A 23,226-nucleotide genomic window follows, 5' to 3' on the forward strand; every position below is an offset into this window, starting at 1 on the left:
TGCCTTCTTGTATTCTGTATACAGTACACAAGAACATGGTTCGATCAATTCCTTTCTTGAAGACTCATGTTCAGAATCCGCTGATTTCGCCGTTTTCATCGTGGATCACGGCATCCACGTCGATTTCCACCATCAGCCCCGGCTGCGTCAGCCCAGCCTGAACAGCCGTCAGAACCGGATCGATCCCCTTGAAAACTTCACCATGCGCCTGCGCGAACGCGCCCGCTTGGGACAGATCGGCCAGATAGGCGCGCACCCGCCCCACATGTCGCAGTTCGGCGCCAACCTCTTTCAGTGCGTCCTCGATGCGAGACAGGATGTAAAAGGTCTGCGCACCAACGTCCCCGGGCGCGTGGATGCGACCCGTCGGCTCGATGGCCGTTGTCCCGGCAACCCAGACAAAGGGGCCGATGCGCTTGGCCCGAGAGTACGAGGCCACCTCTTCAAACCGTCCGCCGGATTTCCAAAAACGCTGGGTCACAGGCCCAGCCTCAGCCGGATCGCTTCGGCCGCGTTTTGCAATGCCGCGTTTTCTTCGGCGGTCAGCCGCAACTCCTCGACCTCAACCAATCCGCCTGCACCCAGATGGGCTGGCACGCCCAGCACGACACCGTCGATGCCGTATTCCCCGTGCAGCATGACCGAAACCGGAACCGGGCCTGTACGCGCGCCCCGAATGTGATCAATCAATTCGATCGAGGCATGAGCCGGAGCTATCGTTGCAGAACCTGACTTCCGAAGCGCAACAACCTGGCCACCCCCGGTGATCGCATCCTGGACACAGGCTTCGATCTGTTCGCGGGTCAGAAATACATCCAGCGGACGGCCTTTGATCCTGGCGCGGCTGGGGATCGGGGCCATTTCGTCCCCATGACTGCCAAGCGTGAAGGCTTCGACGTCCGCAGGCGTGACACCCGCGGCCAGCGCCAACGCGTTGCGAAACCGGCTGCTGTCCAGCGTTCCTGCCATACCCAAAACCTGTTCGCGGGGGAAACCTGTTGCACGCAGCATCTCGACCGTCATTTCGTCCAGCGGGTTGGTCACCACGATCACGATGGCCTTTGGCGCGGCCGACCGGATCGCTTCGGCCGACTGACGGATCACGCGGGCATTCACATCGATCAGATCGGCACGTGTCATACCCGGACGGCGGGCTCGTCCGGCCGTGACGACGACCACATCTGCCCCGGCCACCAGATCCATCGCTTCGCCACCGACACATCGGGCCCGCGCACCGGTGATCCCGGAGGTATGATTGAGATCCAGCGCAGTCGAAGCCGCCAATCCCGGAGTGATGTCGATCAGCGCGATTTCATCCGCCAAGTCCGCCATCGCCGCCAGATGCGCGATATTGCCGCCAACACCCCCCGCCCCGATCAAGGCAAGCTTGCCCAGCCTGCGGGCTTTGCGCGGCGCACGCGAAGGGGCAACCCATTTGGGTGAACGGCGGTACAGCACCCGGCGCATGGAAACAGCACCATCCGTACGCGGCGGTTTCGGTCGCTCCAGCGGGCCATCCACCAAGGCGATACCAACACGCTCTGCGGTTTCACGCGCAAGGGCCGTCACGATGTCACCCGGCAAAACCTCGAACACGATCCTGCCCCGGCGGCGCGCATCCTCGACCGCATCCGAGCCTATGACGCGTGGTGTTGCCATCAGCCGTCCTGCCCGTCCACCGCCTCGATTGCACGCGTCGCGGCCTCGACGGCGGTTTTGACCGAATTTTCAAACCCCGAGATGAACAAGCGGCCAAACCGCCCCACCGCGCGCACCTCGACGATGTCAATCTCGGCGGCCTTTTCGGCCTCATTCGCGGCAATCGAGATATAGGCGGCCGGCGCACATTCCACGATCCCCAATGTCTGCCCCGGCACGATCAACGCGCCCTTGCGCCATTTGTTCAAAAGCTGCGCCTGATAGGGTTCGACACTTGTGATGATTTGCGTGGAACTGATGGCAGGCTTCAACCGGTCTGTCATGGAAGCCCCAAGTTCGGCCAGCATCGCGTCCCGTGCAGCGGATACTTCGGCGTTTGAAGGCGAGCGGAGGATGAAGAAGCCGAACTCGCGCTCGACCATCTGCGTCGTCGCTTCGACCGAGGACGCCTTGAGCGCCCGGTCGATCAGCGAGAACACGCCATTGCCCGGCGCGAACTCTCCGATCAGCACGGTGTCACCGGACAAAGGCACTGACCCTTGCACCGTCGCGCCGTTGTAGGCGGCGAATTTCGGTTGCAGGTTGTCGATCTGCATCAGCGCCCGGATCGTGATCTCGCTCATGCGCCATACTCCTCATAAATGTCGCGCCAGGGTCGGCTTTCATATGCGACCCGCTTGATGTTGATGAGATGCAGGGCGGTGACATTGTCCGAGGTGATCGACCCCGACCACGTACCGGTACCCAGCATGAAGGATGGTTCAAGGTCGGTGGAATACCCCATGCCGCCCATGATCCCCGGCGTATTCACCAGGACCCGCCCCGTGGGTACGGTAGAAAACCGAGCGACCACCTCGGGATCATCGGAATGGATGACCGAGGAATGTCCCCAACCTTCGAATTTGGCAATGGATTGCGCCAGTTCGATGCCGTGATCGGTGGACTTCGCCTCGTAAAAGGCCAGCACCGGGTTCAGCTTTTCGGCCGAAAGCGGGCGTTGCCACCCCACTTCGGTTTCTTCCGACACCAGACAGCACGTGCGCGGCGGAATCGAGAACCCCGCAGCATCGGCCAGCGCCTGTGGGCTTTGGCCGACGCGTTCGGGATCCATTGCCTGAACGCCCTTGAAGATGACCCGCGCCAGCCGATCAGCCTCGGCCGGGGTGCAGAAATAGGCGCCTTTGAGTTTCAGTTCATGGCGCAGATCGCGTGCAATTTCAGGATCGGCGACCACGGCCTGCTCACTGACACAGGCCGTGCCATAATCGAAGCTTTTTGACGTCACGATCATCTCGGCCACTTCGGACAGATCGCGCGCCTTGGACTTGTGCACGTAACACGGCACGTTCCCCGCCCCGACTGCAAGCGTCGGTTTACCGCTGGAATAGGCGGCCTTGACCATGGCAGGGCCACCTGTCGCCATGACAACCGACGTGCGGCGATGCTTCATCAACTCGGCGGTGCCCTGAATGGTCACGGCGTCCAGGCATTGTATCAACCCTTTGGGCGCGCCCATCTGTTCGGCAACGCGCGCCATGATGCGGACGGTTTCCTTCCCGCATTCCACGCCGCGCGGATGCGGGGCACAGACGACGGCATTTCCCGCCTTCACCGCAGACAGAACCTTGTAGATGATCGTGGAGGTCGGATTTGTCACCGGGATAAGCGCCGCGACCACACCCATCGGCTCTCCGAAGGCCGCGATCTTTGTCGCATCGTCCCGCCACAACAGGCCCAGCGTCGTGACGTCCCGCAGATAATCGGCGACCGACAAGGCGTTGAACAGATTCTTGACCCGCTTGTCTGCTGCGTTGCCGTACCCGGTTTCCTCGACCGCCAATTGCCCCAACCGTTCGGCTTCGGGTTCGATCGCCCGAGCCATGGCATCGACGATGGCATCCACCTGTGCCGGGGCGGTGCCGAGAAAGGCGCGATAGGCTTCGAAAGCCGTTTCAGCAGCGCGCCGTGCGGCGGCGATGGATTTCAGATCAGCGTCCATCACGAGGCTCCGGTGGCAATGGTGTCAAAGATACGGCGGGCCTGATCGACATCGCCTGCGGAAATTCCGATGGTTTCCAGCCTGCGCCCGGACGCGGCCACGTCAGCGCCCAGGATACGGTCTGTCATGCAGATCAGGCTTTCCGTCAGAGGCGCAGTCAAACCTGCGAGCTTTGCGGCGGAAACAAGGGGCACCAATGATCCCAAGACGCCATCGCGCATCAATTGGCGCGCGGCCTGCCGATCCGGGACCGGACGCGCGCCCGCCCCCCGCTCGGCGCCGGCATAGGTCGCGATCCAGTCATCGGTCTCGGGCAGGTTTCGAACGCCAAAGGCCTTTGCGACCTGCCGCCTTTCGCCAGCCAACCCGTGGATCACCTCATGCTGTTCGGGCCCTATGAGCGCAGAGAATGTCCGGTTGCCTTCCAGCGGCACCCCGCCCATCGGCACATCCGGTCCACCGGCCCCCAGCCCCGCGCCACCAAGAATCAACGCCGGAATCTCGACCGCTGCGGAAAGATCGGCAAAGCCTGAGGCCAGAACCGAATCCAGCGGCTGGATGTTCGAAAGAAAGGGTTGCAGCGCTTCAAGAACGTCCGCGCGGCCTCGTGGCAAGGTCGCAGCAGCCATCGGTGCCGCCTGCGTCAGGGTCAGGCCCGCCCCTTCGGCCTGATACCAGTATGGCAGGCCCTGCGCCTCGACCAGAGTAACGTCGGCAGTGCAGCCGCCTATTCGCAGCATCCAGACCGCTTCGACCGCGCCCAAAGAGCGACCGGGCGCCAGAACAAGCACCTGCCCATCGTGCAGATGATCGGCCAGCACCATCGCATAGGTGCGCTGTTTGTGGATCGGCCCGGTCAGAAAGATCGCCTGTGCGTCCCGCACTGCTGCATCCAACTCTGCCGTGGTTCGGATCGAAGGCCCGTCGCGATCCACCTGATACGTGCCCACAGGCCCTTCGCCGCGAATGCCGATGCCCGAGGATTGGGCAAGCAATGACAGTTCCGCCCCATAGGCCGAAAACAGCGTAACCTCAGCCCCTTCGGCCAGACACAGCGCTGCCAGAAGACGGGCATCCGGGCCGCCACCCAATACAGCAATGCGCTCAAACCTTTGGGCAACGGGTGCATCCCGTGTCGCGCCACGTGTCACCGCGCGCGTGAAATCCTCGAAACCGGCTGACATGGTACCTCCTCAAAGGGGTTGATCAGGCCGACGACCCGGCACCCAGCCCGTCGATGATTGCCTCAAGCTCGTCATGCGGCCGTGCGATCACGTGAACCGAGACCACCTCGCCCACCTTGTTGGCCGCTGTCGCGCCTGCATCGGTGGCGGCTTTGACCGCGCCGACCTCGCCGCGCACAAGGGTCGTCACCAGCCCGCCGCCAGCTTTGGTCTGACCCACGATGGCAACGCTGGCTGCCTTGACCATCGCATCTGCGGCTTCAATCGCGCCGACCAGGCCGCGTGTTTCGATCATGCCCAGGGCCATCTGCCCCGCCACTGGTTTCGCCATTTCTTGTTCCTCCAAAAATAGATGTTTCGCGTAGTGTGATTCAGGTCGTCGAGACGCGGTCGATCACCGCGATGATGGCCATGTCCACGGGGGCCGTGGACAGCCCGGCCGCCATGCGGGCGGCAGACCCGCTGACAACCAGCACCGTATCCCCGACCCCAGCGCCGCAGGTATCGACCGCAACCCGCGCGGGATCGATCAGGCTGCCCTTGCTGTCGACCAGATCCGTCACCAGCAGCTTTGCTCCGACCAGCCTGGCATCCTTGGCAGTTGCCGTGACAGTTCCAGCGACCTTGCCCAAGTGCATCAGAACGCCCTCAGGTAGCGGTCCAGCTCGACCTGTGTGACCTGTTGATTGAAGAATTCCAGCTCTCGCTCGGCCTGTTGCAGGACCAGTTCCCACTGCATTTCGCCCATGACATCGCGCAGCCATTCCGATCCGCGCGCCAGATCGATGGCGGTTGGCAAATCGGTGGGAATTGGGTCTCCGATCCCTTCTTCATACCCGTTGCCTGTCGTCGGTTCCGAAGGGGACAGCCCCTGTTCGATCCCGTCAAGCCCGGCGGCAATCTCGGCCGCAAGCAACAGATACGGGTTGGCGTCTGCACCGGCATCGCGCTTTTCCACCCGCACGGCACTGTCCGAGCCTTCGATGACCCGGATCCCAACCGTCCGGTTGTCATAGCCCCAGCTCGTGTTGATCGGGCAGAAGGTATAGGGCTGGCGACGGCGATATCCGTTGACCGTACCACTGCCGCAAATCGCCGTTTCGCACATGCGCTTTTGCAGGCCTGCGATGAAGGATTTTCCGGTGTCGTTGATCTTGCCGTTGTCGGCAAAGGCGTTTTTGCCGTCTTTCCACAACGAGTAATGCGTATGAAACCCGTTGCCCGATTGATCAAAAAACGGCTTGGGCATGAATGTCGCCAGATAGTCGTGCGCGATCCCCAATTGCCGGATCAGGGATTTGAACAGAACGACACGATCCGCAGCTGCCAGGGCTTCACCATAACGAATGTTGACCTCGATCTGGCCGGCCGCATATTCCGGGTTCGACTGTTCGATGGGAATGCCACATTCGTTGATCTGCTGACGGATCGGGCCAACGATGTGTTCCATCCGGGCGGCGCGGCCCAGGCCATAGACCTGGATGCCCGTGTCGCGCGGCTGGCCGGTTTCCGGGTCCAGCAGATAGAATTCCAGTTCCGTGCCGACATTCACCTCGAACCCCATGTCGCGGGCCCGGTCCACCTGCCGCACCAAAGCCTGACGCGGATCGATCGGCACCGGTTTGTGATCCATGCCCTCAGCACGGCCAAAACAGACGGCCACGCCCGGTTCCCAGGGGACAGCGACAGGCTTTGTCATCGGAAAGACATGCATGTCGGGATAGCCGTTGTCGAAATTGACGTAAGGCGTATCCCAGACGTCGCAGGTCATATCGATCGCCAGCAGCGCAATCGACAGAGCATTGCCGCTTTTGCAGACATGATCCCAATGGCTGGCCGGAATGCGCTTGCCACGCATGATGCCGTTGAGATCCCCGACACCAAGAATGACGGTATGTGTGCCCTCGGGCAGATCAAACCCCGAACTCATTTGCGCTTGCTCCCTGTTTTTAGCTTTATAATTGCTGTATTCTGTATACAGTATTCACAAAGCCAGTCAGGAAACAAGGAAAATCTGCGCCATGTCCAAAAGCTCGGTCATCGTTGTCGGCGGCGGCATAGTCGGCGTCATGACAGCGCTTACACTGCAACGGCGCGGCGAGGCCGTGACATTGATCGACAGGTGGGAGCCGGGACATTCCCGTGCATCTTCAACAGATTACAACCGGGTGATTCGCGCTATATCCGGACGGGACGAGTTCTATACACGCTGGGCGCGTGAAAGCCGCCTGCGCTGGCTGGAGCTGCAAGCCGAAAGCGGCCAGAACCTGATGTACGAATGCGGCGCCTTGATTCTGGCGACGGCGGGACATTGCGACTGGGAAGACGCAACCGCACAAACTTTCGACCGGGTCGGGGTGCCCTATTACAAATTCGGTCGGTCGGATATCGAATCGCGGTTCCCTCAGTTCAAGGTCACCGACATCGAATATGCGCTGTTCGAACCCGAAGCCGGAATGCTGATGGCGCATCGATGCGTTCTGACCGGTTTGGATCTGTTCCGAAAGGCAGGAGGCAAAGTACAACGTGGTCGCGTCACCACGGATGGATCGGAACGTCCGATGCTTGACGGCAAACCGCTCGAGGCTGATCTGATCATCATGGCGACCGGCCCATGGATGGCCGACATGTTTCCCAGAACGATCAAGCCGATCTCGACCGTGGTTGGCGTCAATGTCCTCTACACTTCGACACCCGACGGGTCGGAGGATTTCGACATGAGCCGGATGCCCTGCTGGATCGATCACGGGCAAGGGTCATTTGGTCTGCCGTCGTCCGAAGGATCCGGCGTGAAGGCGGCGGTTGTCATCCCGGACAAGATCGATCTGGACAATGATGAACGGCTGATCCGCCAGGAAACGCTGGGCCGCACACGCAGCTATATCCGCCACCGGCTTCCGGGTTTAGAGGGGCAACGTGTCGTGGATTCCAAGTTCAACCAGATCATTCTGACCCCGGATACACATTTCATTGTCGACTGGCACCCTGAGCATGAAAACGTGCTGTTCGCCGGCGGATGCTCTGGCCATTTGTTCAAGCACGCCCCGGTGTTTGCAGAATTTGCCGCAGGCGTTGGGCTGAAGGATTTTGGGACCGCGGACCGGTTCAAGATCAGCGGCCGCAGAAAGCTGAGCCCGAAGGAAAGCCCCAGCGGACGCTAACCATCCAGGAGGGCGCGATAAATTCCAGCATTCGGGCATTTGCCCTGGGGCAGACGCGCGCCCGCCCGGATCGCGTCACGGCAGGTTTCGGCCTGAAGGCAGTGCCCGCATTTTTCCGCCAGTTCCAACCCCAACTCGGGGTGCGCGTTCAGGTCTGCCTCGGTCAGTCCGAATTGTCCGGCCATGGCGAGTATACGCTCTCGTGCCTGTGGTGCGCCCGATCGCAACATGGCCAGATCCGCGCGGGACAAGCCAAGGTCCGAAAGCTCTCGGTCACTCAGGTTTTCATCCCGAGGTGAGCTGACGATGCGCGCTATTTTATGAAAGAAATCTGTGTATCCCGACATCTCGCGGCCTCCTCCACCACGTTATGGATACAGTATACACCGCATTTCAAAGCCGGAATTGATCAGGATCAAGCGGGTTTTCAGGTCTTACGGCCGACCGCAGGCATTGCGAAACAAGTCAACCGCCTGTGCGGCGGCCAGATCCTTCGACACATGTGCCATTTCAATCGAGGCCAGCCCCTCATCCGCCTCTTGCGGTGCAAGGAACACGTCGCGCCCGCGCACGAACAATTCACGCAGATGGCTTGCCCGGTATTCGGGGTGGAATTGCACGGAACGGGCCGGGAAATCATAATCCAAGGCCCCTACCGGGCAGTGATCCGCCGACCCTGTCACCCGCCCCGAAGGCGGAACATGCGTGACCTGATCCTGATGCCAGACAAAGGCATCAACGCTGGCCCCGCCATAGTCAAAGCCTCGTGCGCCGACGACATTGCCGATCTCGGCCCTCTCGGCTTTGCCGCCATAGACATCCGCCATGATCTGATGGCCAAAGCAGATGCCGAAAACCGGCTTGGCATGGTCCCGGCACAACTTCAGGAAATCGCGAAGGGGCCGCATCCACTCCGTGTCATCGTAGACGCCGAATTCGGACCCTCCGACGACAACCCCATCAAAATCCCCGAGCTGAGGCAATGCCTCGCCGTCGACCACATCCACCGAGGAAAATCGGGCTTCGGGCAGATGCGGTTCAAGCCATGCGCGGATCTGCTGGGCCGTCCGCGGCAGCCCCTCAAGCAGCGGCAATGGATGAAGGGTCAACTCGAGAAGCGCGATCCTCACCAGTCGAAGGCCCGGTCGATGCCCGCCATCTTGACGCCGGTAAAAGCCGAGGCCTGAAAACTGAGCGCGCGCAGATCTTCGGTTTCCAGATTGTGCACCGAAGATTTGCCGCAGGCCTTGGCAAGCGCCGTGATCTCCATTGTCATCGCGGTCAGATACCGCGCGACGCGCTCTGCCCCTGCATGCGGGTTCATACGCGCCTCAAGATCAGGGTCCTGCGTTGCGATCCCAACCGGGCAACGGCCCGTATGGCAGTGATGGCACGCCCCCGGCGATGTTCCCAGCGCCTGGTAATCGTCCAGATATCTGGGAGTGTTGCATCCCAGCGCGACCATCGCGGCATTCCCGATCATGACCGCATCCGCCCCAAGCGCCAGACATTTGGCCGCGTCCACACCTGATCGAATACCCCCCGCGGCGACAAGCGAGACCTTGCCGCTCATCCCACACTCGTCCAGCGCTTCACGTGCCGCGCGTATGGCACTCATGGTTGGAATGCCCGTGTGATTCAGCAGCAACTCGGGTGACGCACCGGTGCCGCCCTCGGCCCCGTCCACCACGACCACATCCGCGCCTGCCTTTGCAGCCACGGCCACGTCGAACCGCGGCCGCGTGGCCCCCATCTTGATGAAGATCGGCACCTGATAGTTCGTGGCGATCCGCAACTCCTCGATTTTGACAGCCAGATCGTCGGCCCCAAGGAAATCGGGATGCCGGATGGTGGATCGCTGATCGACCCCTTCGGGCAAAGTGCGCATTTCGCTGACCCGCGGGCTGACCTTCATACCCAGCAGCAGACCGCCGGTGCCCGGTTTTGCCCCCTGCCCGACCACCAGTTCAAGCGCATCGGCGCGGCGCAGGTGATCCAGATCGACCCCATAGCGGGCGGGCGACATCTGGTAGAGCAGGCGTTGGGAGGCTTCGCGCTCCTCTTCCAGCATGCCGCCTTCGCCGGTGCAGGTCATGGTGCCCACCTTCGAGGCACCATAACCAAGCGACGCCTTGGCCGAGGCCGAGAGCGCGCCGAAAGACATCGATGCGATATAGATCGGGATTTTAAGTTCCAGTGGCCGTTCCACCAATCCGCGCCCGCCGCCCAGAACCGTCGTCGTATCGCAGCTTTCGCGGTATCCTTCCAGCGGCAGGCGGGTCATCGTCGCCGGGACAAATGTCAGATCGTCGAATGTCGGCAACTGCTTGTTGAACGTGTTGTAGCCACGCACCTGATACCGCCCAAGCTGCGCCAAAGCGTGAACTTCCGATATCGCTTCGGGCGTCCAGCGGGTTGATCCCCCTTCATCATAAGACGAAGGCACACCAGCCGGTCGCCCATCGACCGCGCCTGCGTCGCGGAACCGTATTTCTTCCTCTGACGCGACTTCGAACGGGTAGTCATAGGGTTTACTCAGATCATGAGCCATGCGCTTGCGTCCCTGCTTTCAAAATACCAAAGGCGCTGGCCAGAGACCATTTTGCGCCAGTTACGAGAGCTGTCGACAAGCCCCAGAGGATCAAGGATCGCATCGACCTCGGCCACCTCTTCGGCAGTGGGTTCGATCACCGAGACGTCCACACCCAGACTTTCGACTTCGCCTGCGACCCAAACCTCGCCTTGCCACAACGCGTCCGCACAGGATTCACCCGCACCGCCCAGCGCAATGATGCGTCCCGCATGCGCCATGAAACCGGATTGGTATCCGATCTTGCCCTCGACCACGATGTTGCCGCCCTTCATGGCAACACCGACACGCGGCCCGGCATCACCTTTGACATGAATGGTGCCGCCAATCATCGCCGCCCCGCAGGACATGCCCGCATAGCCGCCGACAGTGATGTGACCCTTGGCCATCCCTTCGCCCACGGCCCACCCGCAATTGCGTTCGATTGAGATGTTGGCGCCAGTGTTCAGTCCACCGCAATAGTATCCCACCGAACCTTCGAAAGTGATGTCCACATCATCCGGCAGGCCCACGCCCAGATTGTGTCGCGACAGCGTATCGACAACCCGGATCGGCCGTCCTGATGCGCAGGCCGCCATGATATCCCGGTTCACCTCACGAATGTGCCGCTTGCCGACTTCGATGACGATTTCATCCATCTGTCTTGCTACCTCGCTCATGCTGCCAGGCTCCGGTTGCCGACACCCCAGATGCCGGTCAGCGATGGGCCATCATAGTTGATCACGTCGCATTCCTCGGTCATCACCCGACGCACCGCCTGTTCTTCGGTCGCGGCTGCCAGATCCCCATTGCGATTGACCACCACTAGCGGCTTCATCGCGAACCGATCCTTGGCAAATCCGATCCCGTCCGGCGTTGCGATCATGTAGGTGAATACCCCGTCGATAGAGGTAATCGACTTCTTCAGCGCCTGTTCCATCGTCAGGCCCGCTTTCATCTGGTCACTGACCCAGACCGCAATCAACTCGCTGTCATTCTCGGTCAGAAAGCGATAGCCCTTTCGGCTCAACTTGTCGCGCCAAGTGAAATAGTCGGTGATCTGGCCGTTATGCACGATCGCCACATCCGAAAACGGCCGCGCCCAGAACGGGTGTGAAGCGTTGGGCAGAACCGAGCTTTCCGTCGCAAGCCGCGCGTGGCCAAGACCATGGGTGCCGATCATGTCACGCACGCCATGCTTTTCGGCAACCGCTTCGGCCCCGCCAATATCCTTGATGATCTCAAGACTGCGGCCGCAGGACTGCACTTCGAACCGGTCCGTCAGCTCATCTGCATCCCGCACCCAGGCCTGCAAATCAGTCGGGTCCGAGATTTCCGCACGAAAGCAATAGTGCCGGTTCTCATCGGTTACGGTCTTCGGATCGGACAGAAAGCCAGAGCCGTGATCCTTCAACACCGCCTCAAACGCATTCAGGTCAGCATCCTGCCGGGATTTGTCAAATCCCATCCCCCGCAAAACATATCCGGTGTCTCGTGGCGGCCCATAAACTGCAAATCCGGTGCTGTCTGCGCCACGGTGTTCCTGCGCATCCATCAGGTCTACCAGGTCCGCCCCGACCTGCCCGGGTGCGGTAAGAATCCTTCCAGCGATTCCACACATGAAGAGCTCCCTGTTCAACTGCGTCTGTATACTGTATACAGTACACGAGCAATAGCAAGCCCATTCGCCTTGGCACCAGATGCTTTTTTGAATACAGAATTCACAAAACACGGAAAGAGAGGCTCCGAGTGGCTCTGAAACAGATAAAAACACAGCGCAGACGGCTGGCGGACGAGGTTTATGATCAGTTGGTCGAAGCCATAATGAGCCGCGAAATCTCTGCCGAAGACCGATTGGTTCAGGAAAAGCTGGCAGCGGAACTGAACATCAGCCGAACCCCGGTTCGCGAAGCCCTTATGCGGCTGGAAACCGAAGGGGTTCTGGAAGTCGCCGCAAGCGGTGGTTTCCGGCTGGCACGCATGGATCAAGCCGAAGTCCGGCAACTGTATCAGGCCCGCGCCGCAATCGAAGGTCAGGCTGCCCGGATTCTTGCGGCCCACGCAGACCCCGCGGTTCTGGAGGGTTTGCGCGAGCTGATTCGTCGTGAGGAAAATCTGACCAACCCTACGACGCGCGACTATTTCATAGCCAATCGGCGCATTCACCGCGCCTTCATGGTTGAAGCGGGAAACAAGTTCCTGCTGGACATGTTCGACATGATCTGGGGCAAGGCCATGGCCTTTCACCTGTTTTCCGCAATCGAAAATGTCGATATCTCACAGTCTCTGGGTGATCATCAGGCGCTTGTCGACGCGATTGAAACCGGAGACGTGACAGAAGCACTGGAAACCTTTACCGCCCATATTCAGGCCGGGTTCGATTTGCAGATCGAGGGGCTGAAAGAAGCGGACAACGGCTGACGCACAGAACCATAGGCAAGGCGGACCGCGCCGGTTCGCCTGCCTGAAACCGGCTCATGCATCGCGGCAATGCCATCAAGGTATCCGCGCGCTGTTCTGACGGCTTCATGACAAAACGGTCATTTTCGTCTATTATAGAAATCTCTCATTACAAAGACCCTCCGATTCCATCGGAGTTGATATTTGAACGACACGTTTTTCCACAGGCGGTCCCAAGTCGACTATTCGACCACCTCAGATTCCGGAGAGAGAAATGAGTGCTGACGAAAACGACAATCGCAAAGAACACGAATACACCGAAAGCGAAAAGACAGATCCGGAATGCCGGTCTGTCGATGACAGGCTGACCGCGATCGAGCAGCGCCTCGACCAGTTGATGCGCGTCATGGAATCAGGCCCGGAAGACAGGCTGGAAACCGTCGAACATCGCGTGGACGCGCTTTTGACATCCATCGAATCCCTGGGCGAGCTGGGTAATCATTCTTCTGATTTCAACCCCACGTCCACCGGTCCTGCCTTCGGCTTCGTTGACGCCGGCAGCGTTGGCGCTCCGACGCGCCGCACGTTCAGCTGGGCCAAGAATTGCTGCAAGAATTGGTGCAGCATCCGTGCCAGCAGCAAAGGGTGCCATCCAAACGCCTGCTGAATGACAAATCCCGTTTGGCGGGGAAAATTGTTTTGCCCATGTCTATTTCGACAACGCGGATTGAAGCGGCAATACAGTCCATTGCAGGGTCGATTGTTGCGGCCCCGATCAGAACTGATGCAATCGGACTGGGAAGCGCCGTCGCCGGAGAGGCGCTGGCATTGTTGGCGGCAGACAAGTTTCTGAAAGATGATCGCGTGCGATCCGCCGCGTCACGTCGCCTTGCGACCATTTGGGCTTGCGACCGAGACCTGCGCGGAGCCCCTGTTTCTCTGTTCGATGGCCGCGCCGGCCTTGGGTTGCTGGCCTGTCATGCTCTGGACGCCAATCCACACGATCCCGAAGCGCAACTGGCGCTTGACCGTGCCCTGCGTTCGGTTGCGCAACGCCTTCTCGAAGCCCCCTGGATGGGGCACTTCGATCACGTGTCCGGTCTTGCGGGTATATCCGTATTTCTGTGCGAACCGAAATCCCGGACGGCCCGTCTTGGGGGAAAGTCGCTGTGCCTGCGTTTGGCAGAGGAGCTTTGGAGGCACTCGGCACGCACAGAACGGGGGCTTGCGTGGACAGAACCTTTTTCCTCTCCGGAAGACGAGACCGGCCCCCGGAAAACAACGCGGTACCTCGTCAACATGGGGCTGGCGCATGGTTCTCCCGGCGCCGTTCTGGCTCTGGCCCGCCTGGGTCGGCGGCACGCGTTCACGCCGCGACACATCGAAGACCTCAAAGACGCGGTCCTGTTTCTGCTTTCGCACCAGGGCGCGTTTTCAGACAGCGGCCTGTCATCCTGCTTTCCCTGCATGTCAGCGCTCAGTCATGCCTGGGAGGTACCGTCACGTCTTGCGTGGTGCTATGGCGACCTTGGCATCATATACACCGCGCTCGCGGCGGCGAGACTGGTGGGTATGGAGGACGAAATACGCGATGTCGCATCGCGGGTTCTGATATCCTGCGTCGACAGACCTTTTCATGAGACGGGTATCAATGACGGCGGGCTGTGCCATGGCGATGCCGGAATTGTTGTGATGGCCCTTGCCATTCGATCGCTTTATCCCAAAGCAAACGTCGATCCCCTGATCGAAAAACACGCCGAACGGCTTTTGTCCCTCGTTGAACGGGAATTGAGCCCGGACGGGCTTCCTGCGATCGGCGCAGGCTGGAAGACGTTTCAATCGACGGACCTTCTGACCGGGTCGAGCGGCGTTTTGTTGGCACTGCTTGCCCTAAGGGACACGGATTGCCTCGGATATCTGAAGTTCATGGGGCTGGATGTTGAACAGAATGTCCACTGTCCGTCCCATCCGGAACCGCACAGCGCTCGTCCGTTCCTTGGAATTCGTGTTTGTACGCGTTCACCGCAGCACGATCTTGGCGGAGTCACAAAAAGCACCCGAAAAAAGGATCTGGAAAAGCGTGCTTCAGATTTAATTCGCGATCCGGCCTTTGCCTTGTCGTTGTTCATTGCACGACCCGGTTTTTTCTCGAAGGTCATGCGGGAAATCGAGAAAGGCGAAAGCCTCTCCCCCGCAGTCCTCGGCACGTTGTATCGGTTTGTTTACCGAATGTGTTTCCGCCCGACGCCGTTCGGCGCATTCGCGGCAGTAGGCACGGCAGTACCTGTTGCAGGCAAGGACATCGTCACCGTGGCAGACCACCATCTGGATATGGATCTGGACTGTGGGTTTTTGTCTCATATTGCCGCCGGACTCGCCGAAACGCAAAGCACGAGGGTGCGATGCAATCCATCGGCCTGGTGGGAACAGGACGTTCTGCACTGGATAACCAACGGTGATCTCGACGGGCCCTGGAACCACGAACAGATCATTGCAGCGGCGGATTCCGATCTGGCAGAGTTCATCTTTGATGTCGATTCCGTCCCGATTTCCGATCTGGAAACGGCCCTCAAAGACCGCCCTTTCAAATCTGCCGTGACAATCTCGGATCTCTGTCGGTCCGAGGCTCTGATTCCACAGAAAGACCCAATACTTCTGGGGCATGACGCAACCGCCAGAACCCTGAAGCGGCTGGAAAGAGATATGACCGCCCGTCAAAAGAGAGGCTTGGCGGCGCTCGGGCATGCTCTTGATGCCGCGCGTGAAATCCCTTCGATGATCGCGTTAAAGCAACTGGGGCGAACAGCTGACTCTTTCGCCCCGGGTTGGAGAGGTGATTTTCTGCATGTCGATGCGCATTGCGTCGGCACGTTGGAAACTCCACTGCGCGCGGTGCAGGCACTGACCGACGCATGGAACATTTTGGAAAAGGTCGGCTTTCGCGTGCCAAAGCCAAACCGTTTTCTGGAATTTGAACGGCGTTTCCTTGACCGATACGGTGAACGCGCCGTGTTGCTGGGTCAGGCCGTGGATGCCGAAAGCGGGCTTGCATATCTCGGCATGCCGCTGCGAATGGATTTCGTTAATGGTTCGGGGTCGGCAAGTGATGCCCCCGGGCAAAACCTTCAGGAGTTTCCGCTAGAACCCGATTGGGAGGCGCGCAAGTGGGTGCTTTGCGCGCAGGATATCGAGATCCTGCATGCCCGCAACACGGATCAGGCCCCTTTCGCCATCCAGGATGGCGTTCTTCTGAGCAAAGTAGGACGCAGTTCTGGGCACAGCCCCGTCTGGACGGCCTATCCCGAAGGAATTTTTCCGGGCGGGCCCAAGGCGATTTTCGGCCGTTTCTCAAGGCGAAACCAGTTGATCGCAGACGCGTTGATGCAACACAGCCCCACGCGTGAAGAGGATTCGACAATTGTCGAAGCAGACATCCTGTGCGCCACGGATCCCCGGTCATCAAACATCCTCAGACGCGCCAGCCTTTCCCGGTATGTCATCGAGATCCTCGGCGACAGCGGGTTGCCGTCCGAACAGAGGATTCCGCTGCACGATCTGTGGATTCGTCACGATGGCAGCCGGTTCCGGCTGTTCTGGGGCAGCCAAGGCGTCGAGGTCCTTCCACAGCTGCATGCTGCGCACCAAAGCCCTCCCGGGGCGCCGGCTGTCTATCTTCTGCTCATCGACATCGCCACGCACATGCGGCAACCGTCGGTGATCTGGTCGTGGCAATCGCAAAGCAATCGGAACCGGCTGCCCAGGGTCTGCGCTGGAAATGTGGTCCTTGCGCCGCAACGGTGGCGGCTTTGTATCCCGACAGAGGTGGTCAGGTCAGGCAAAGCGGAAATCTGGCTGGAAGCCAACCGAGAAAAACTGGAATTGCCGCGATATGTGGCCCCCACGGATGAGGCCAGCGACATGGCCACGCCATGGGATCTGGACAACCCCTTTTCCACTGCCAACCTGATCAAGACGCTGAAAAAAGGGCCGCTTTCGATCTGCGAGTACCTTCCAACGCCCGAGGATTGGTGGATCGACTCGCCGCATGGTCGATTGGCCTCTGATCTGGTTTATGCCCCAGCAAAGCCCGTTGATACGCCCTTTGTCGAACACGATGCCAACCCGGCCGCATGGCAACCGCTGGGGCACGGCACTGAAGAGGCCGGGTCATGGTTGTATCTGCGGCTTTTCGGGGATGCCATAAAGCTGGAACAGTTCCTGAAACTGCAATCGAACAGGTTGACGCTTTGGCAGAAACGCACCCTGATCGAGAACTGGTTCTTCGTAAGATATGCAGACCCGGAGCTTGAACTGCGCCTCCGCATCAAGTTTTCAAACGATCAGGACAGAGTTCTGAGGAACCGGGTGCTTGTTCACTTGCAGAAAACGGCCGGTGGATTGGTGGACAGGTTTCTTGTTGACGAATACCTGCCTGAAACGGCGCGCTACGGCGGAGAACTTGGGCTCGGCGTCTGCGAGAGGATATTCGGCGCCGACTCGATCGCTGCGCTTGACGTGCTCGACGATCCGAAGATCGGCCGATCCAGACGTTGGATGGCGTCAGCCGCCAGTATCGATGCCCTGTTCGAAGATTTGGAACTGCCCACAGGTGTTCGGCTGGCGATCTCCGAGCGCTGTTCGCAAAACTACGGCGGCGGCCCGGCGTCGCGCCGGATTGCGCGTCGCGCTACTGGAAAGGAATGGAAAAGTGCATGCGTTGTTCTGAGTGAACTCGGTGTGGGCAAGGGTATTCAATCGCGGCCATCGCGCTGGAACGCACGTGCCGCCAGGCTTCATCCGGATCTTGGACGCCTTCAGCGAGAAGAACAGGATGGCCGGTTGGGAAACAGCTTGGCCTACGTTCTGGGAAGCCTCGCTCATATGTCCATCAACCGGATCCTTCACTGGGGAACTGCCGCGGAAGAGGCGGTCATCCACGAGGCGCTGTGTCGACATTATCGAACCAAATTGAACCACGGGTGGAAATCGCCCTAGGCGGCATGCTCATGGCAGCCGGTTGGAACCTGAACCCTCCGTCCGAAACATGGGCTGTCCACACATACCCCCTGCCCCTGAATGAAGCACCCGGCGCATGGGGAAAGGCAACGTGGATCACTGCGCTTTTGAACGACAGCGGGACACCTCGGAACCTGGATCGCACTTTTACAGCACGCGGCGTTTTGGGACCTGTCGACTTACCGCGTAACCTGCAAGCGCCGAAAGCGATTTTGCCACGCCGCCCCGTGGCAAGGGGCTTAGCGCCGCTATTGCCTGATCGCGGTATTCTTCAGGCAATTTCTGCCTCTTGATATGGCGCGTGGCCGGAGAAAGTTCTGCCAAAAACCGCGCAGGGTCGCGGTGACTGAGGAAAGCACGGGCCGCTGCGCCCCCCGTTTGCCGCTGGGCTGCCTCGAGAACAGGCACGCTGAACAGGCCGCTCGAGAGGTCTGACGCAAATGGGGTGCTGCCCGGGGGGCGGTCCAGGGCAAGTTCATCCTCGGTCAGCAGGTAAGCCAGGCCAAGATTCTTGCCATAGTCGCGAAGGGCACCTGACAGATCGTTTTGTTCGGCAAGCATCGCACCGAGTTCGCAAGGCAGTCGGAAGAATGCAGCCATGCATTGCCGCATCTGCGCGATGCGCTTTTCGACAGCCATATCCGGTTGCCATGCAGTCCGAAGCTCGGACACTCGGCCTTCACAGGCCGAGGCCATGGCACTCAGGATTGATGGCATCAGATCCGGGCAGTCCCGTGCGCCGACTTCGTGCGCCTTCGCCAAAAGGTAATCACCTGTGAGTATCCCAAGCTTGTCACCCCAGTTCGCCGTGGCGTCGGCTGTTGCTGCCGCCCCCTCGATCCCTCGAATGCCGCTTTGGGCAAGAAACCCCAGATACGCAAGCTCCAGCGCCGTGGCCGCGGCACGACGCCGTTTTGCCTCAACATCACCCAGATAGGACGTCAGCAAAAGCAACAGCGAAGGTCGAAACGCAACCATGTCAGCCCGCTTGCCCGCGAAGGACATGCGCGTCAGAAACGGCCAATCGGTGCGTACGATGTGATTGAGGCGCGCACCCACATCGCGCAGGTCGTCCCCAAGCGGCATCTCGGGCACTCGCACAAGGGGCGATACGTCATCCAACATGGCGCTTTCCACATCACCGCCAGTGCCTTCAGGCACCAAAACGGCGCGGCGCAGCATGTTGTGGACCGGCTTGTCGCTTTCAAACGTATCGTCCAACACGCGCCAGATGAACTCGTATCGGCGGCTTGCGCGGTTCCCGAGCGTGAAGTAACCGGCAAAGCGATCCCCCAACAAAAGCGCATAGTCGTCTGCCGCCACCCAGGGGCCTGCCCCTGTGCGGAGACATCGATCAGTGGTTTGCGCCGCAAGCGCACCGGATTCCAGCGCAAAGCTGATTCCTTCGCCTGTAAACGGGCTGATAAGACCGGCGGCGTCCCCAACCAGCAACAGACCCGAATGGGCGGCGCGTTCCGGTGCGAAATCGAACCTCAGCGGTGCCCCCAAGGTCGTGCCGGACAACTGAATGCCCGAATATTCCGGATAATCCTTGCGGAGCACGTCCAGAAATTGATCGAACAATGTCCTGACGTTGGTGTCAAACGCCCTGCAAAACAGCCCGACACCGACATTTGCAGTTCCCTTCCCCGTTGGGAACGCCCAGCCATAGGACGGCAACAAATACCGGTCTGTAACATCAGTCAACGGCAGCATTATTTCCAGCAGTGGCGGAGTGTCTCCGCAGCCATCGACATAACCGCGAAGCGCGGTGCCATAGCCTTGTTCCGGTGTTTCCCGCAATCCCGCCGCTTTCGCCAATCGAGACGCGGCCCCGTCCGCGGCGATGACCATGTACCCGGTCAGAACCACCGTCGTGCCATCCTGCATCCGAGCGGTGACACCTGTGACAGTCCCGCTTTCATCCGTTACCAGATCGTCGGCGCGGCATTTCGGCAAGAAAGCCGCTCCTTCCGCGCGGGCTTGACGCAAAAGACAGTCATCCAGTATCAAACGGGGTACAACCAGCCCATAGTCGTCTTCTCCCTCGTATCGAAAATCCCGGTGGCCCCTGTTGCGCATATGGACACGCACACCTTCGACCTCCTGCTGATCTGTAAGCGCAGGTAGAATACCGAGACGTTTCAGCTGAGAGATACCGGACCGGGTGATCCCGTCTCCACAGCTTTTGTCCCGAGGGAAATCCTCACGGTCGATCAGAATGACCTTTCGACCTCTCCGCGTCAGCTCGATGGCGGCAGCGCTGCCGCCGGGCCCCGCACCGACAATGATGGCGTCCCATGTCTCGGCCGCGGCCTCCGCAGGTGTCGCAAGCGGCAGATCCTCGGCAAAAGGGCCGTAACCGTCCATGTCAGGCCCTCCTTTCGACCGAAAGCCGGGCGAGGTTTGCCAGCGAGGCGCGCAGCACATGATCATCCAGCCCCGAGATGACCTGTACGGCCGCTTCGGATTTGTCCCGCGCCAACTGTTCCGTGGCTTCCACCGCGCCCGAATTGCGAATGATCTCTACAGCGCGCGAAATATCCGCATCCTGCATTTCAGCCAGCCTCAACCTGGCTCGCAATTCATCGGCGGCCTGACCGTTCTGACCCAGGCACAGGAGCACCGGCATCGTATAGGCCCCTTCGCGCAGATCAGAGGCGGACCCCTTTCCAAGTTCCGCGCTGCTTGCAATGTAGTCCAGAACATCGTCGCGCAGTTGAAACGCAAGGCCCAGGCACTTTGAATAGGTGATCAGTGCGTCTCGATCCTGATCACTTACGTCCGCCAACATCGCCCCCAACGATGCGGCGAGAACAAACAGCTCGGCCGTCTTGTCCTCGAGCATTTCAAGATGCTCTTCAATGGTCCAATCGGCGTTGTAGGCGTTTTCGGCTTCGCGCAACTGCCCCAGACACAGCGCAGCGCAGTGTTTGCCAGCCAGCTCAGAGGCCTTTGGGCTGATGGACTCCAACAGGTTTATTGCACGGGCCAGAATGAATGTTCCGGCGAAGCTGGCGATGGGCGAAGACCAGCGACGGTTCACGCTTTCCGCTCCACGCCGAAGTTCGGCCCGGTCCATGACGTCGTCATGATAGAGCGACGCCACATGGATCATTTCGACAGCCGCCGCCGCCTGAATTGCGCGGTTGCGGCCTTCTGTGTCGGTGAGGCTTCGCGCGGTAAGCAGCAGAAGAATTGGCCGCAACCGTTTCCCGCCAGCCCCGATAAGCCAGTGGGCTATCTCTTCGAATCCCGGCTGGTCCGAGGCGACGGCATCCAACATGGATGCTTCAACCTGGGGTATCGTGGCCCGGACCTGTTCGTCTTGCAACCAGTCAGACATCCGCAATCTTGCGGAACTGCGCCAGCGTCTTCTGCAAACGCTTCGACCTGAGCGCCGCTTCGGAGTTCCTGATGAAACTGTCGTAGCCCTCGTGCAATGCTGCGGACTCGGCGCGAACGACAATCTCACCACGGTGGAAAGCGTCCATTACGGTCATCCTGCCTTCGGATATGGCCACAAGTGCTTCCGGTGAAATCGCGCCGACGCCCCGGCCTTTCCCTTTGCGCTTTTGGCTCGGGTTGATGAGAACTTCACCGCTCATCACCGAAACTTCGACCGACCCCATACCAAAAACACCAACCGTTGCACTGGCGCCCTCGTACTGCTTGACCAGTTCAGCATATTCCTTCTTGGCGTCCGCCTTGAAACCCGCCAAAGCATCTTCGGCCAGTTTTTCGACTGCCTTTGCACCCTCTTCCGGCTGCATCCGCTGTTCATAGTCTGCCACGTTCGTATCCTCCGTTCCAAAATATCCAAATCAAACCGAGCCGACCGCCGCCCGAGCATCCACACGCCCGGCGCCCTGCTGCGTGGTCGGTGCGCCGATATCGACGGCGGTGGCCATGAGAACTGCCTTGATGTCAGCCGGCAGAAGTGTCGGGTTTCGCTGCAACATCAGCGCCGCGACCCCGGCGACATGAGGACAGGCCATCGAGGTGCCGCTGGCCTCGAGATGAAGCGGATCTATCACCGTCGCGCCGCCATTCATATCATTGCCGGTCGCCGATCGCGATGCCACGATATCCACGCCGGGGGCGGTGACATCCGGTTTGTCGCGTCCATCCGGCGTTGGTCCAGGACTGGAGAAACCGGCCATGTTGTCGCTGTCATCGCTTGCGCCGACGGTAATCACGCTCTGCGCAATACCCGGACAGCGAATGCGTGTGTCATAGGTGCCGCAACTGTCATTTCCCTCGTTGCCCGCGGCCACCACAAAGGTCACCCCGGCGGTCGAAGCCGCATCAGCGGCGACACATAAAACGCATGTTCCGTCCGGATCGACCCAATTGCCGTTTCTGTGGGAAAAGCCCCAGGAATTGGAAAGAACATCCATCCCGTCCGCGACGGCCTGTTGGATTGCCGCAACGCAGTTGGGAGCGTTCCCGCTGCCAAACTGATCCAGCAGCTTGTAGTCGTGGATCACCGCCCCCGTGGCGACACCACGGAACGTCGCGCCATTGCTGGCGACAACACCCGCACAATGCGTACCGTGCCCGTTCAGGTCGCCTAAGCCCTCGCCGGTAAAATCCTGTTGGGTGCCGAAATTTCCGGCAAGTTCGGGATGTGTCTGGTCCACGCCCGTATCCAGAACGGCAACATCCACTTCGGCACCGTTGATCCCGCTGGCTTCCACGACATCGGCATTGATCAGCGGACGACTGTTGTCCAGGTCGATCAGGATCTGGTTTTTGCAATGAGCCATCTTTAGGACATCGGCGCGCCCCGCGATATCCGTAAGGCGCTGGTCATCGGCAAGGACAACCAAACTGTGAGTCAGCCAAAACGACCGTTCGACCTCAATCCCCCGCTCTTCAAAGCTTTTGGCGATTTTGCCCACCACGTCTTCACCATGGCGTCGGTGTTGCATGATCGAACGGCGGCGCTGGCGCCGGTCGAACGCACGGGGCGGGCGATCCGGCGATGCCCTGCCGCTGCGCAGCGAGACCAGCACGCGATGCCGGGGGAGCTGGGCGGTTTCCGTTTGACCAAGCAGGGCGTTCAGGCGCGCCTCTTTTCGGTTGGCCAAGAGGTCGCGCAAGATAATGCTGTCCATCTTCGAAATGGACTCGCTGCCAAACTCGGCACGAAGCTTCTCGATTTCACGACGTTCCGCTCTTTCGAAGCGATCAACGTGTTCCCGGCTTAACTCGGACATTTCGTGCTCCTTTAGA

General features: G+C 60.0%; 21 protein-coding genes. 4 read left to right on the forward strand and 17 right to left on the reverse strand.

Annotated features, from left to right (window positions below; translation table 11 throughout):
- Positions 1–70: 70 nt before the first annotated feature.
- Genes ACR0C6_RS07275 through ACR0C6_RS07310 form a run of 8 tightly spaced genes read right to left on the reverse strand, consistent with a single transcriptional unit; the run spans position 71 to position 6,772 of the window.
- Entirely contained in the window at positions 71–481 is a 411-nt protein-coding gene (locus tag ACR0C6_RS07275; RefSeq protein ID WP_480618742.1) for a Rid family hydrolase, read from the reverse strand.
- Complete coding sequence (locus ACR0C6_RS07280; protein ID WP_480444690.1) at positions 478–1,659, reverse strand: malate dehydrogenase; 1,182 nt, start codon at positions 1,657–1,659, stop codon at positions 478–480. Before ACR0C6_RS07280 ends, ACR0C6_RS07275 begins: the two co-directional genes overlap by 4 nt.
- A complete protein-coding gene (locus ACR0C6_RS07285) occupies positions 1,659–2,282 on the reverse strand; it encodes a BMC domain-containing protein (protein ID WP_480444689.1) in 624 nt (207 codons plus the stop codon). Before ACR0C6_RS07285 ends, ACR0C6_RS07280 begins: the two co-directional genes overlap by 1 nt.
- The gene (locus ACR0C6_RS07290) at positions 2,279–3,658 is read right to left on the reverse strand and encodes an aldehyde dehydrogenase family protein (protein WP_480618743.1); all 1,380 of its coding nucleotides are present in this window, start codon (positions 3,656–3,658) and stop codon (positions 2,279–2,281) included. Before ACR0C6_RS07290 ends, ACR0C6_RS07285 begins: the two co-directional genes overlap by 4 nt.
- A complete protein-coding gene (locus ACR0C6_RS07295) occupies positions 3,658–4,842 on the reverse strand; it encodes a hypothetical protein (RefSeq protein WP_480618744.1) in 1,185 nt (394 codons plus the stop codon). The genes ACR0C6_RS07290 and ACR0C6_RS07295 overlap by 1 nt, the downstream gene beginning before the upstream one ends.
- Before the next feature lie 22 nt (positions 4,843–4,864).
- Entirely contained in the window at positions 4,865–5,173 is a 309-nt protein-coding gene (locus ACR0C6_RS07300; protein WP_117869464.1) for a BMC domain-containing protein, read from the reverse strand.
- 40 nt (positions 5,174–5,213) lie between these two features.
- Complete coding sequence (locus tag ACR0C6_RS07305; protein ID WP_152457497.1) at positions 5,214–5,480, reverse strand: EutN/CcmL family microcompartment protein; 267 nt, start codon at positions 5,478–5,480, stop codon at positions 5,214–5,216.
- Positions 5,480–6,772: a glutamine synthetase family protein gene (locus tag ACR0C6_RS07310; RefSeq protein ID WP_171639763.1), complete on the reverse strand. Its 1,293-nt coding sequence runs from the start codon at positions 6,770–6,772 to the stop codon at positions 5,480–5,482. Before ACR0C6_RS07310 ends, ACR0C6_RS07305 begins: the two co-directional genes overlap by 1 nt.
- Before the next feature lie 91 nt (positions 6,773–6,863).
- Here ACR0C6_RS07310 and ACR0C6_RS07315 point away from each other — a divergent pair, with 91 nt between their 5' ends.
- On the forward strand, positions 6,864–8,003 hold the full coding sequence (locus tag ACR0C6_RS07315) for an FAD-dependent oxidoreductase (RefSeq protein ID WP_171231923.1): 1,140 nt from the start codon (positions 6,864–6,866) through the stop codon (positions 8,001–8,003).
- On the opposite strand, the gene ACR0C6_RS07320 is transcribed toward ACR0C6_RS07315, so the two are convergent.
- The 5 genes from ACR0C6_RS07320 to ACR0C6_RS07340 form a co-directional block, all read right to left on the reverse strand.
- Positions 8,000–8,350: a YjiS-like domain-containing protein gene (locus ACR0C6_RS07320; RefSeq protein ID WP_171119483.1), complete on the reverse strand. Its 351-nt coding sequence runs from the start codon at positions 8,348–8,350 to the stop codon at positions 8,000–8,002. The genes ACR0C6_RS07315 and ACR0C6_RS07320 overlap by 4 nt on opposite strands.
- A gap of 87 nt (positions 8,351–8,437) precedes the next feature.
- Positions 8,438–9,133 (reverse strand): type 1 glutamine amidotransferase, encoded by a 696-nt coding sequence (locus tag ACR0C6_RS07325; protein ID WP_480444681.1) that lies wholly within the window; start codon positions 9,131–9,133, stop codon positions 8,438–8,440.
- A complete protein-coding gene (locus tag ACR0C6_RS07330) occupies positions 9,130–10,554 on the reverse strand; it encodes an FMN-binding glutamate synthase family protein (RefSeq protein ID WP_152457492.1) in 1,425 nt (474 codons plus the stop codon). The genes ACR0C6_RS07325 and ACR0C6_RS07330 overlap by 4 nt, the downstream gene beginning before the upstream one ends.
- The gene (locus tag ACR0C6_RS07335) at positions 10,539–11,252 is read right to left on the reverse strand and encodes a GltB/FmdC/FwdC-like GXGXG domain-containing protein (RefSeq protein ID WP_480444680.1); all 714 of its coding nucleotides are present in this window, start codon (positions 11,250–11,252) and stop codon (positions 10,539–10,541) included. The genes ACR0C6_RS07330 and ACR0C6_RS07335 overlap by 16 nt, the downstream gene beginning before the upstream one ends.
- Entirely contained in the window at positions 11,249–12,193 is a 945-nt protein-coding gene (locus tag ACR0C6_RS07340; protein ID WP_480618745.1) for a class II glutamine amidotransferase domain-containing protein, read from the reverse strand. Before ACR0C6_RS07340 ends, ACR0C6_RS07335 begins: the two co-directional genes overlap by 4 nt.
- A gap of 128 nt (positions 12,194–12,321) precedes the next feature.
- Here ACR0C6_RS07340 and ACR0C6_RS07345 point away from each other — a divergent pair, with 128 nt between their 5' ends.
- The 3 genes from ACR0C6_RS07345 to ACR0C6_RS07355 all read left to right on the forward strand — a co-directional run bounded on the left by ACR0C6_RS07345 (position 12,322) and on the right by ACR0C6_RS07355 (position 17,967).
- Positions 12,322–12,993 carry a GntR family transcriptional regulator gene (locus ACR0C6_RS07345; protein ID WP_152457489.1) on the forward strand — a complete coding sequence of 224 codons (672 nt, stop codon included), beginning with the start codon at positions 12,322–12,324 and terminating at the stop codon, positions 12,991–12,993.
- Between the two features lie 253 nt (positions 12,994–13,246).
- Positions 13,247–13,639 carry a hypothetical protein gene (locus ACR0C6_RS07350; RefSeq protein ID WP_480618746.1) on the forward strand — a complete coding sequence of 131 codons (393 nt, stop codon included), beginning with the start codon at positions 13,247–13,249 and terminating at the stop codon, positions 13,637–13,639.
- Between the two features lie 38 nt (positions 13,640–13,677).
- Positions 13,678–17,967, forward strand: coding sequence for a thiopeptide-type bacteriocin biosynthesis protein (locus tag ACR0C6_RS07355; protein ID WP_480618747.1), 4,290 nt, complete (start codon positions 13,678–13,680; stop codon positions 17,965–17,967).
- A gap of 168 nt (positions 17,968–18,135) precedes the next feature.
- On the opposite strand, the gene ACR0C6_RS07360 is transcribed toward ACR0C6_RS07355, so the two are convergent.
- The 4 genes from ACR0C6_RS07360 to ACR0C6_RS07375 are packed head-to-tail and all read right to left on the reverse strand — an operon-like array spanning position 18,136 to position 23,210.
- The gene (locus tag ACR0C6_RS07360; protein ID WP_480618748.1) at positions 18,136–20,358 is read right to left on the reverse strand and encodes a geranylgeranyl reductase family protein; all 2,223 of its coding nucleotides are present in this window, start codon (positions 20,356–20,358) and stop codon (positions 18,136–18,138) included.
- A gap of 1 nt (position 20,359) precedes the next feature.
- Positions 20,360–21,334, reverse strand: coding sequence for a polyprenyl synthetase family protein (locus ACR0C6_RS07365; RefSeq protein ID WP_480444673.1), 975 nt, complete (start codon positions 21,332–21,334; stop codon positions 20,360–20,362).
- Positions 21,327–21,782 carry a hypothetical protein gene (locus tag ACR0C6_RS07370; protein WP_152457484.1) on the reverse strand — a complete coding sequence of 152 codons (456 nt, stop codon included), beginning with the start codon at positions 21,780–21,782 and terminating at the stop codon, positions 21,327–21,329. Before ACR0C6_RS07370 ends, ACR0C6_RS07365 begins: the two co-directional genes overlap by 8 nt.
- 30 nt (positions 21,783–21,812) lie before the next feature.
- On the reverse strand, positions 21,813–23,210 hold the full coding sequence (locus tag ACR0C6_RS07375; RefSeq protein WP_171639774.1) for a S8 family peptidase: 1,398 nt from the start codon (positions 23,208–23,210) through the stop codon (positions 21,813–21,815).
- Positions 23,211–23,226: the final 16 nt, after the last annotated feature.

It is taken from the genome of Ruegeria sp. AL12 (genome assembly GCF_056540885.1).

Excerpts from the sequence above, each read along its gene's own strand:
- ACR0C6_RS07280 (WP_480444690.1), bottom strand. The coding sequence starts at position 1,659 with ATGGCAACACCACGCGTCATAGGCTCGGATGCGGTCGAGGATGCGCGC.
- ACR0C6_RS07285 (WP_480444689.1), bottom strand. The coding sequence starts at position 2,282 with ATGAGCGAGATCACGATCCGGGCGCTGATGCAGATCGACAACCTGCAA.
- ACR0C6_RS07290 (WP_480618743.1), bottom strand. The coding sequence starts at position 3,658 with ATGGACGCTGATCTGAAATCCATCGCCGCCGCACGGCGCGCTGCTGAA.
- ACR0C6_RS07295 (WP_480618744.1), bottom strand. The coding sequence starts at position 4,842 with ATGTCAGCCGGTTTCGAGGATTTCACGCGCGCGGTGACACGTGGCGCG.
- ACR0C6_RS07300 (WP_117869464.1), bottom strand. The coding sequence starts at position 5,173 with ATGGCGAAACCAGTGGCGGGGCAGATGGCCCTGGGCATGATCGAAACA.
- ACR0C6_RS07305 (WP_152457497.1), bottom strand. The coding sequence starts at position 5,480 with ATGCACTTGGGCAAGGTCGCTGGAACTGTCACGGCAACTGCCAAGGAT.
- ACR0C6_RS07310 (WP_171639763.1), bottom strand. The coding sequence starts at position 6,772 with ATGAGTTCGGGGTTTGATCTGCCCGAGGGCACACATACCGTCATTCTT.
- ACR0C6_RS07315 (WP_171231923.1), top strand. The coding sequence starts at position 6,864 with ATGTCCAAAAGCTCGGTCATCGTTGTCGGCGGCGGCATAGTCGGCGTC.
- ACR0C6_RS07320 (WP_171119483.1), bottom strand. The coding sequence starts at position 8,350 with ATGTCGGGATACACAGATTTCTTTCATAAAATAGCGCGCATCGTCAGC.
- ACR0C6_RS07330 (WP_152457492.1), bottom strand. The coding sequence starts at position 10,554 with ATGGCTCATGATCTGAGTAAACCCTATGACTACCCGTTCGAAGTCGCG.
- ACR0C6_RS07335 (WP_480444680.1), bottom strand. The coding sequence starts at position 11,252 with ATGAGCGAGGTAGCAAGACAGATGGATGAAATCGTCATCGAAGTCGGC.
- ACR0C6_RS07340 (WP_480618745.1), bottom strand. The coding sequence starts at position 12,193 with ATGTGTGGAATCGCTGGAAGGATTCTTACCGCACCCGGGCAGGTCGGG.
- ACR0C6_RS07350 (WP_480618746.1), top strand. The coding sequence starts at position 13,247 with ATGAGTGCTGACGAAAACGACAATCGCAAAGAACACGAATACACCGAA.
- ACR0C6_RS07355 (WP_480618747.1), top strand. The coding sequence starts at position 13,678 with ATGTCTATTTCGACAACGCGGATTGAAGCGGCAATACAGTCCATTGCA.
- ACR0C6_RS07360 (WP_480618748.1), bottom strand. The coding sequence starts at position 20,358 with ATGGACGGTTACGGCCCTTTTGCCGAGGATCTGCCGCTTGCGACACCT.
- ACR0C6_RS07365 (WP_480444673.1), bottom strand. The coding sequence starts at position 21,334 with ATGTCTGACTGGTTGCAAGACGAACAGGTCCGGGCCACGATACCCCAG.
- ACR0C6_RS07375 (WP_171639774.1), bottom strand. The coding sequence starts at position 23,210 with ATGTCCGAGTTAAGCCGGGAACACGTTGATCGCTTCGAAAGAGCGGAA.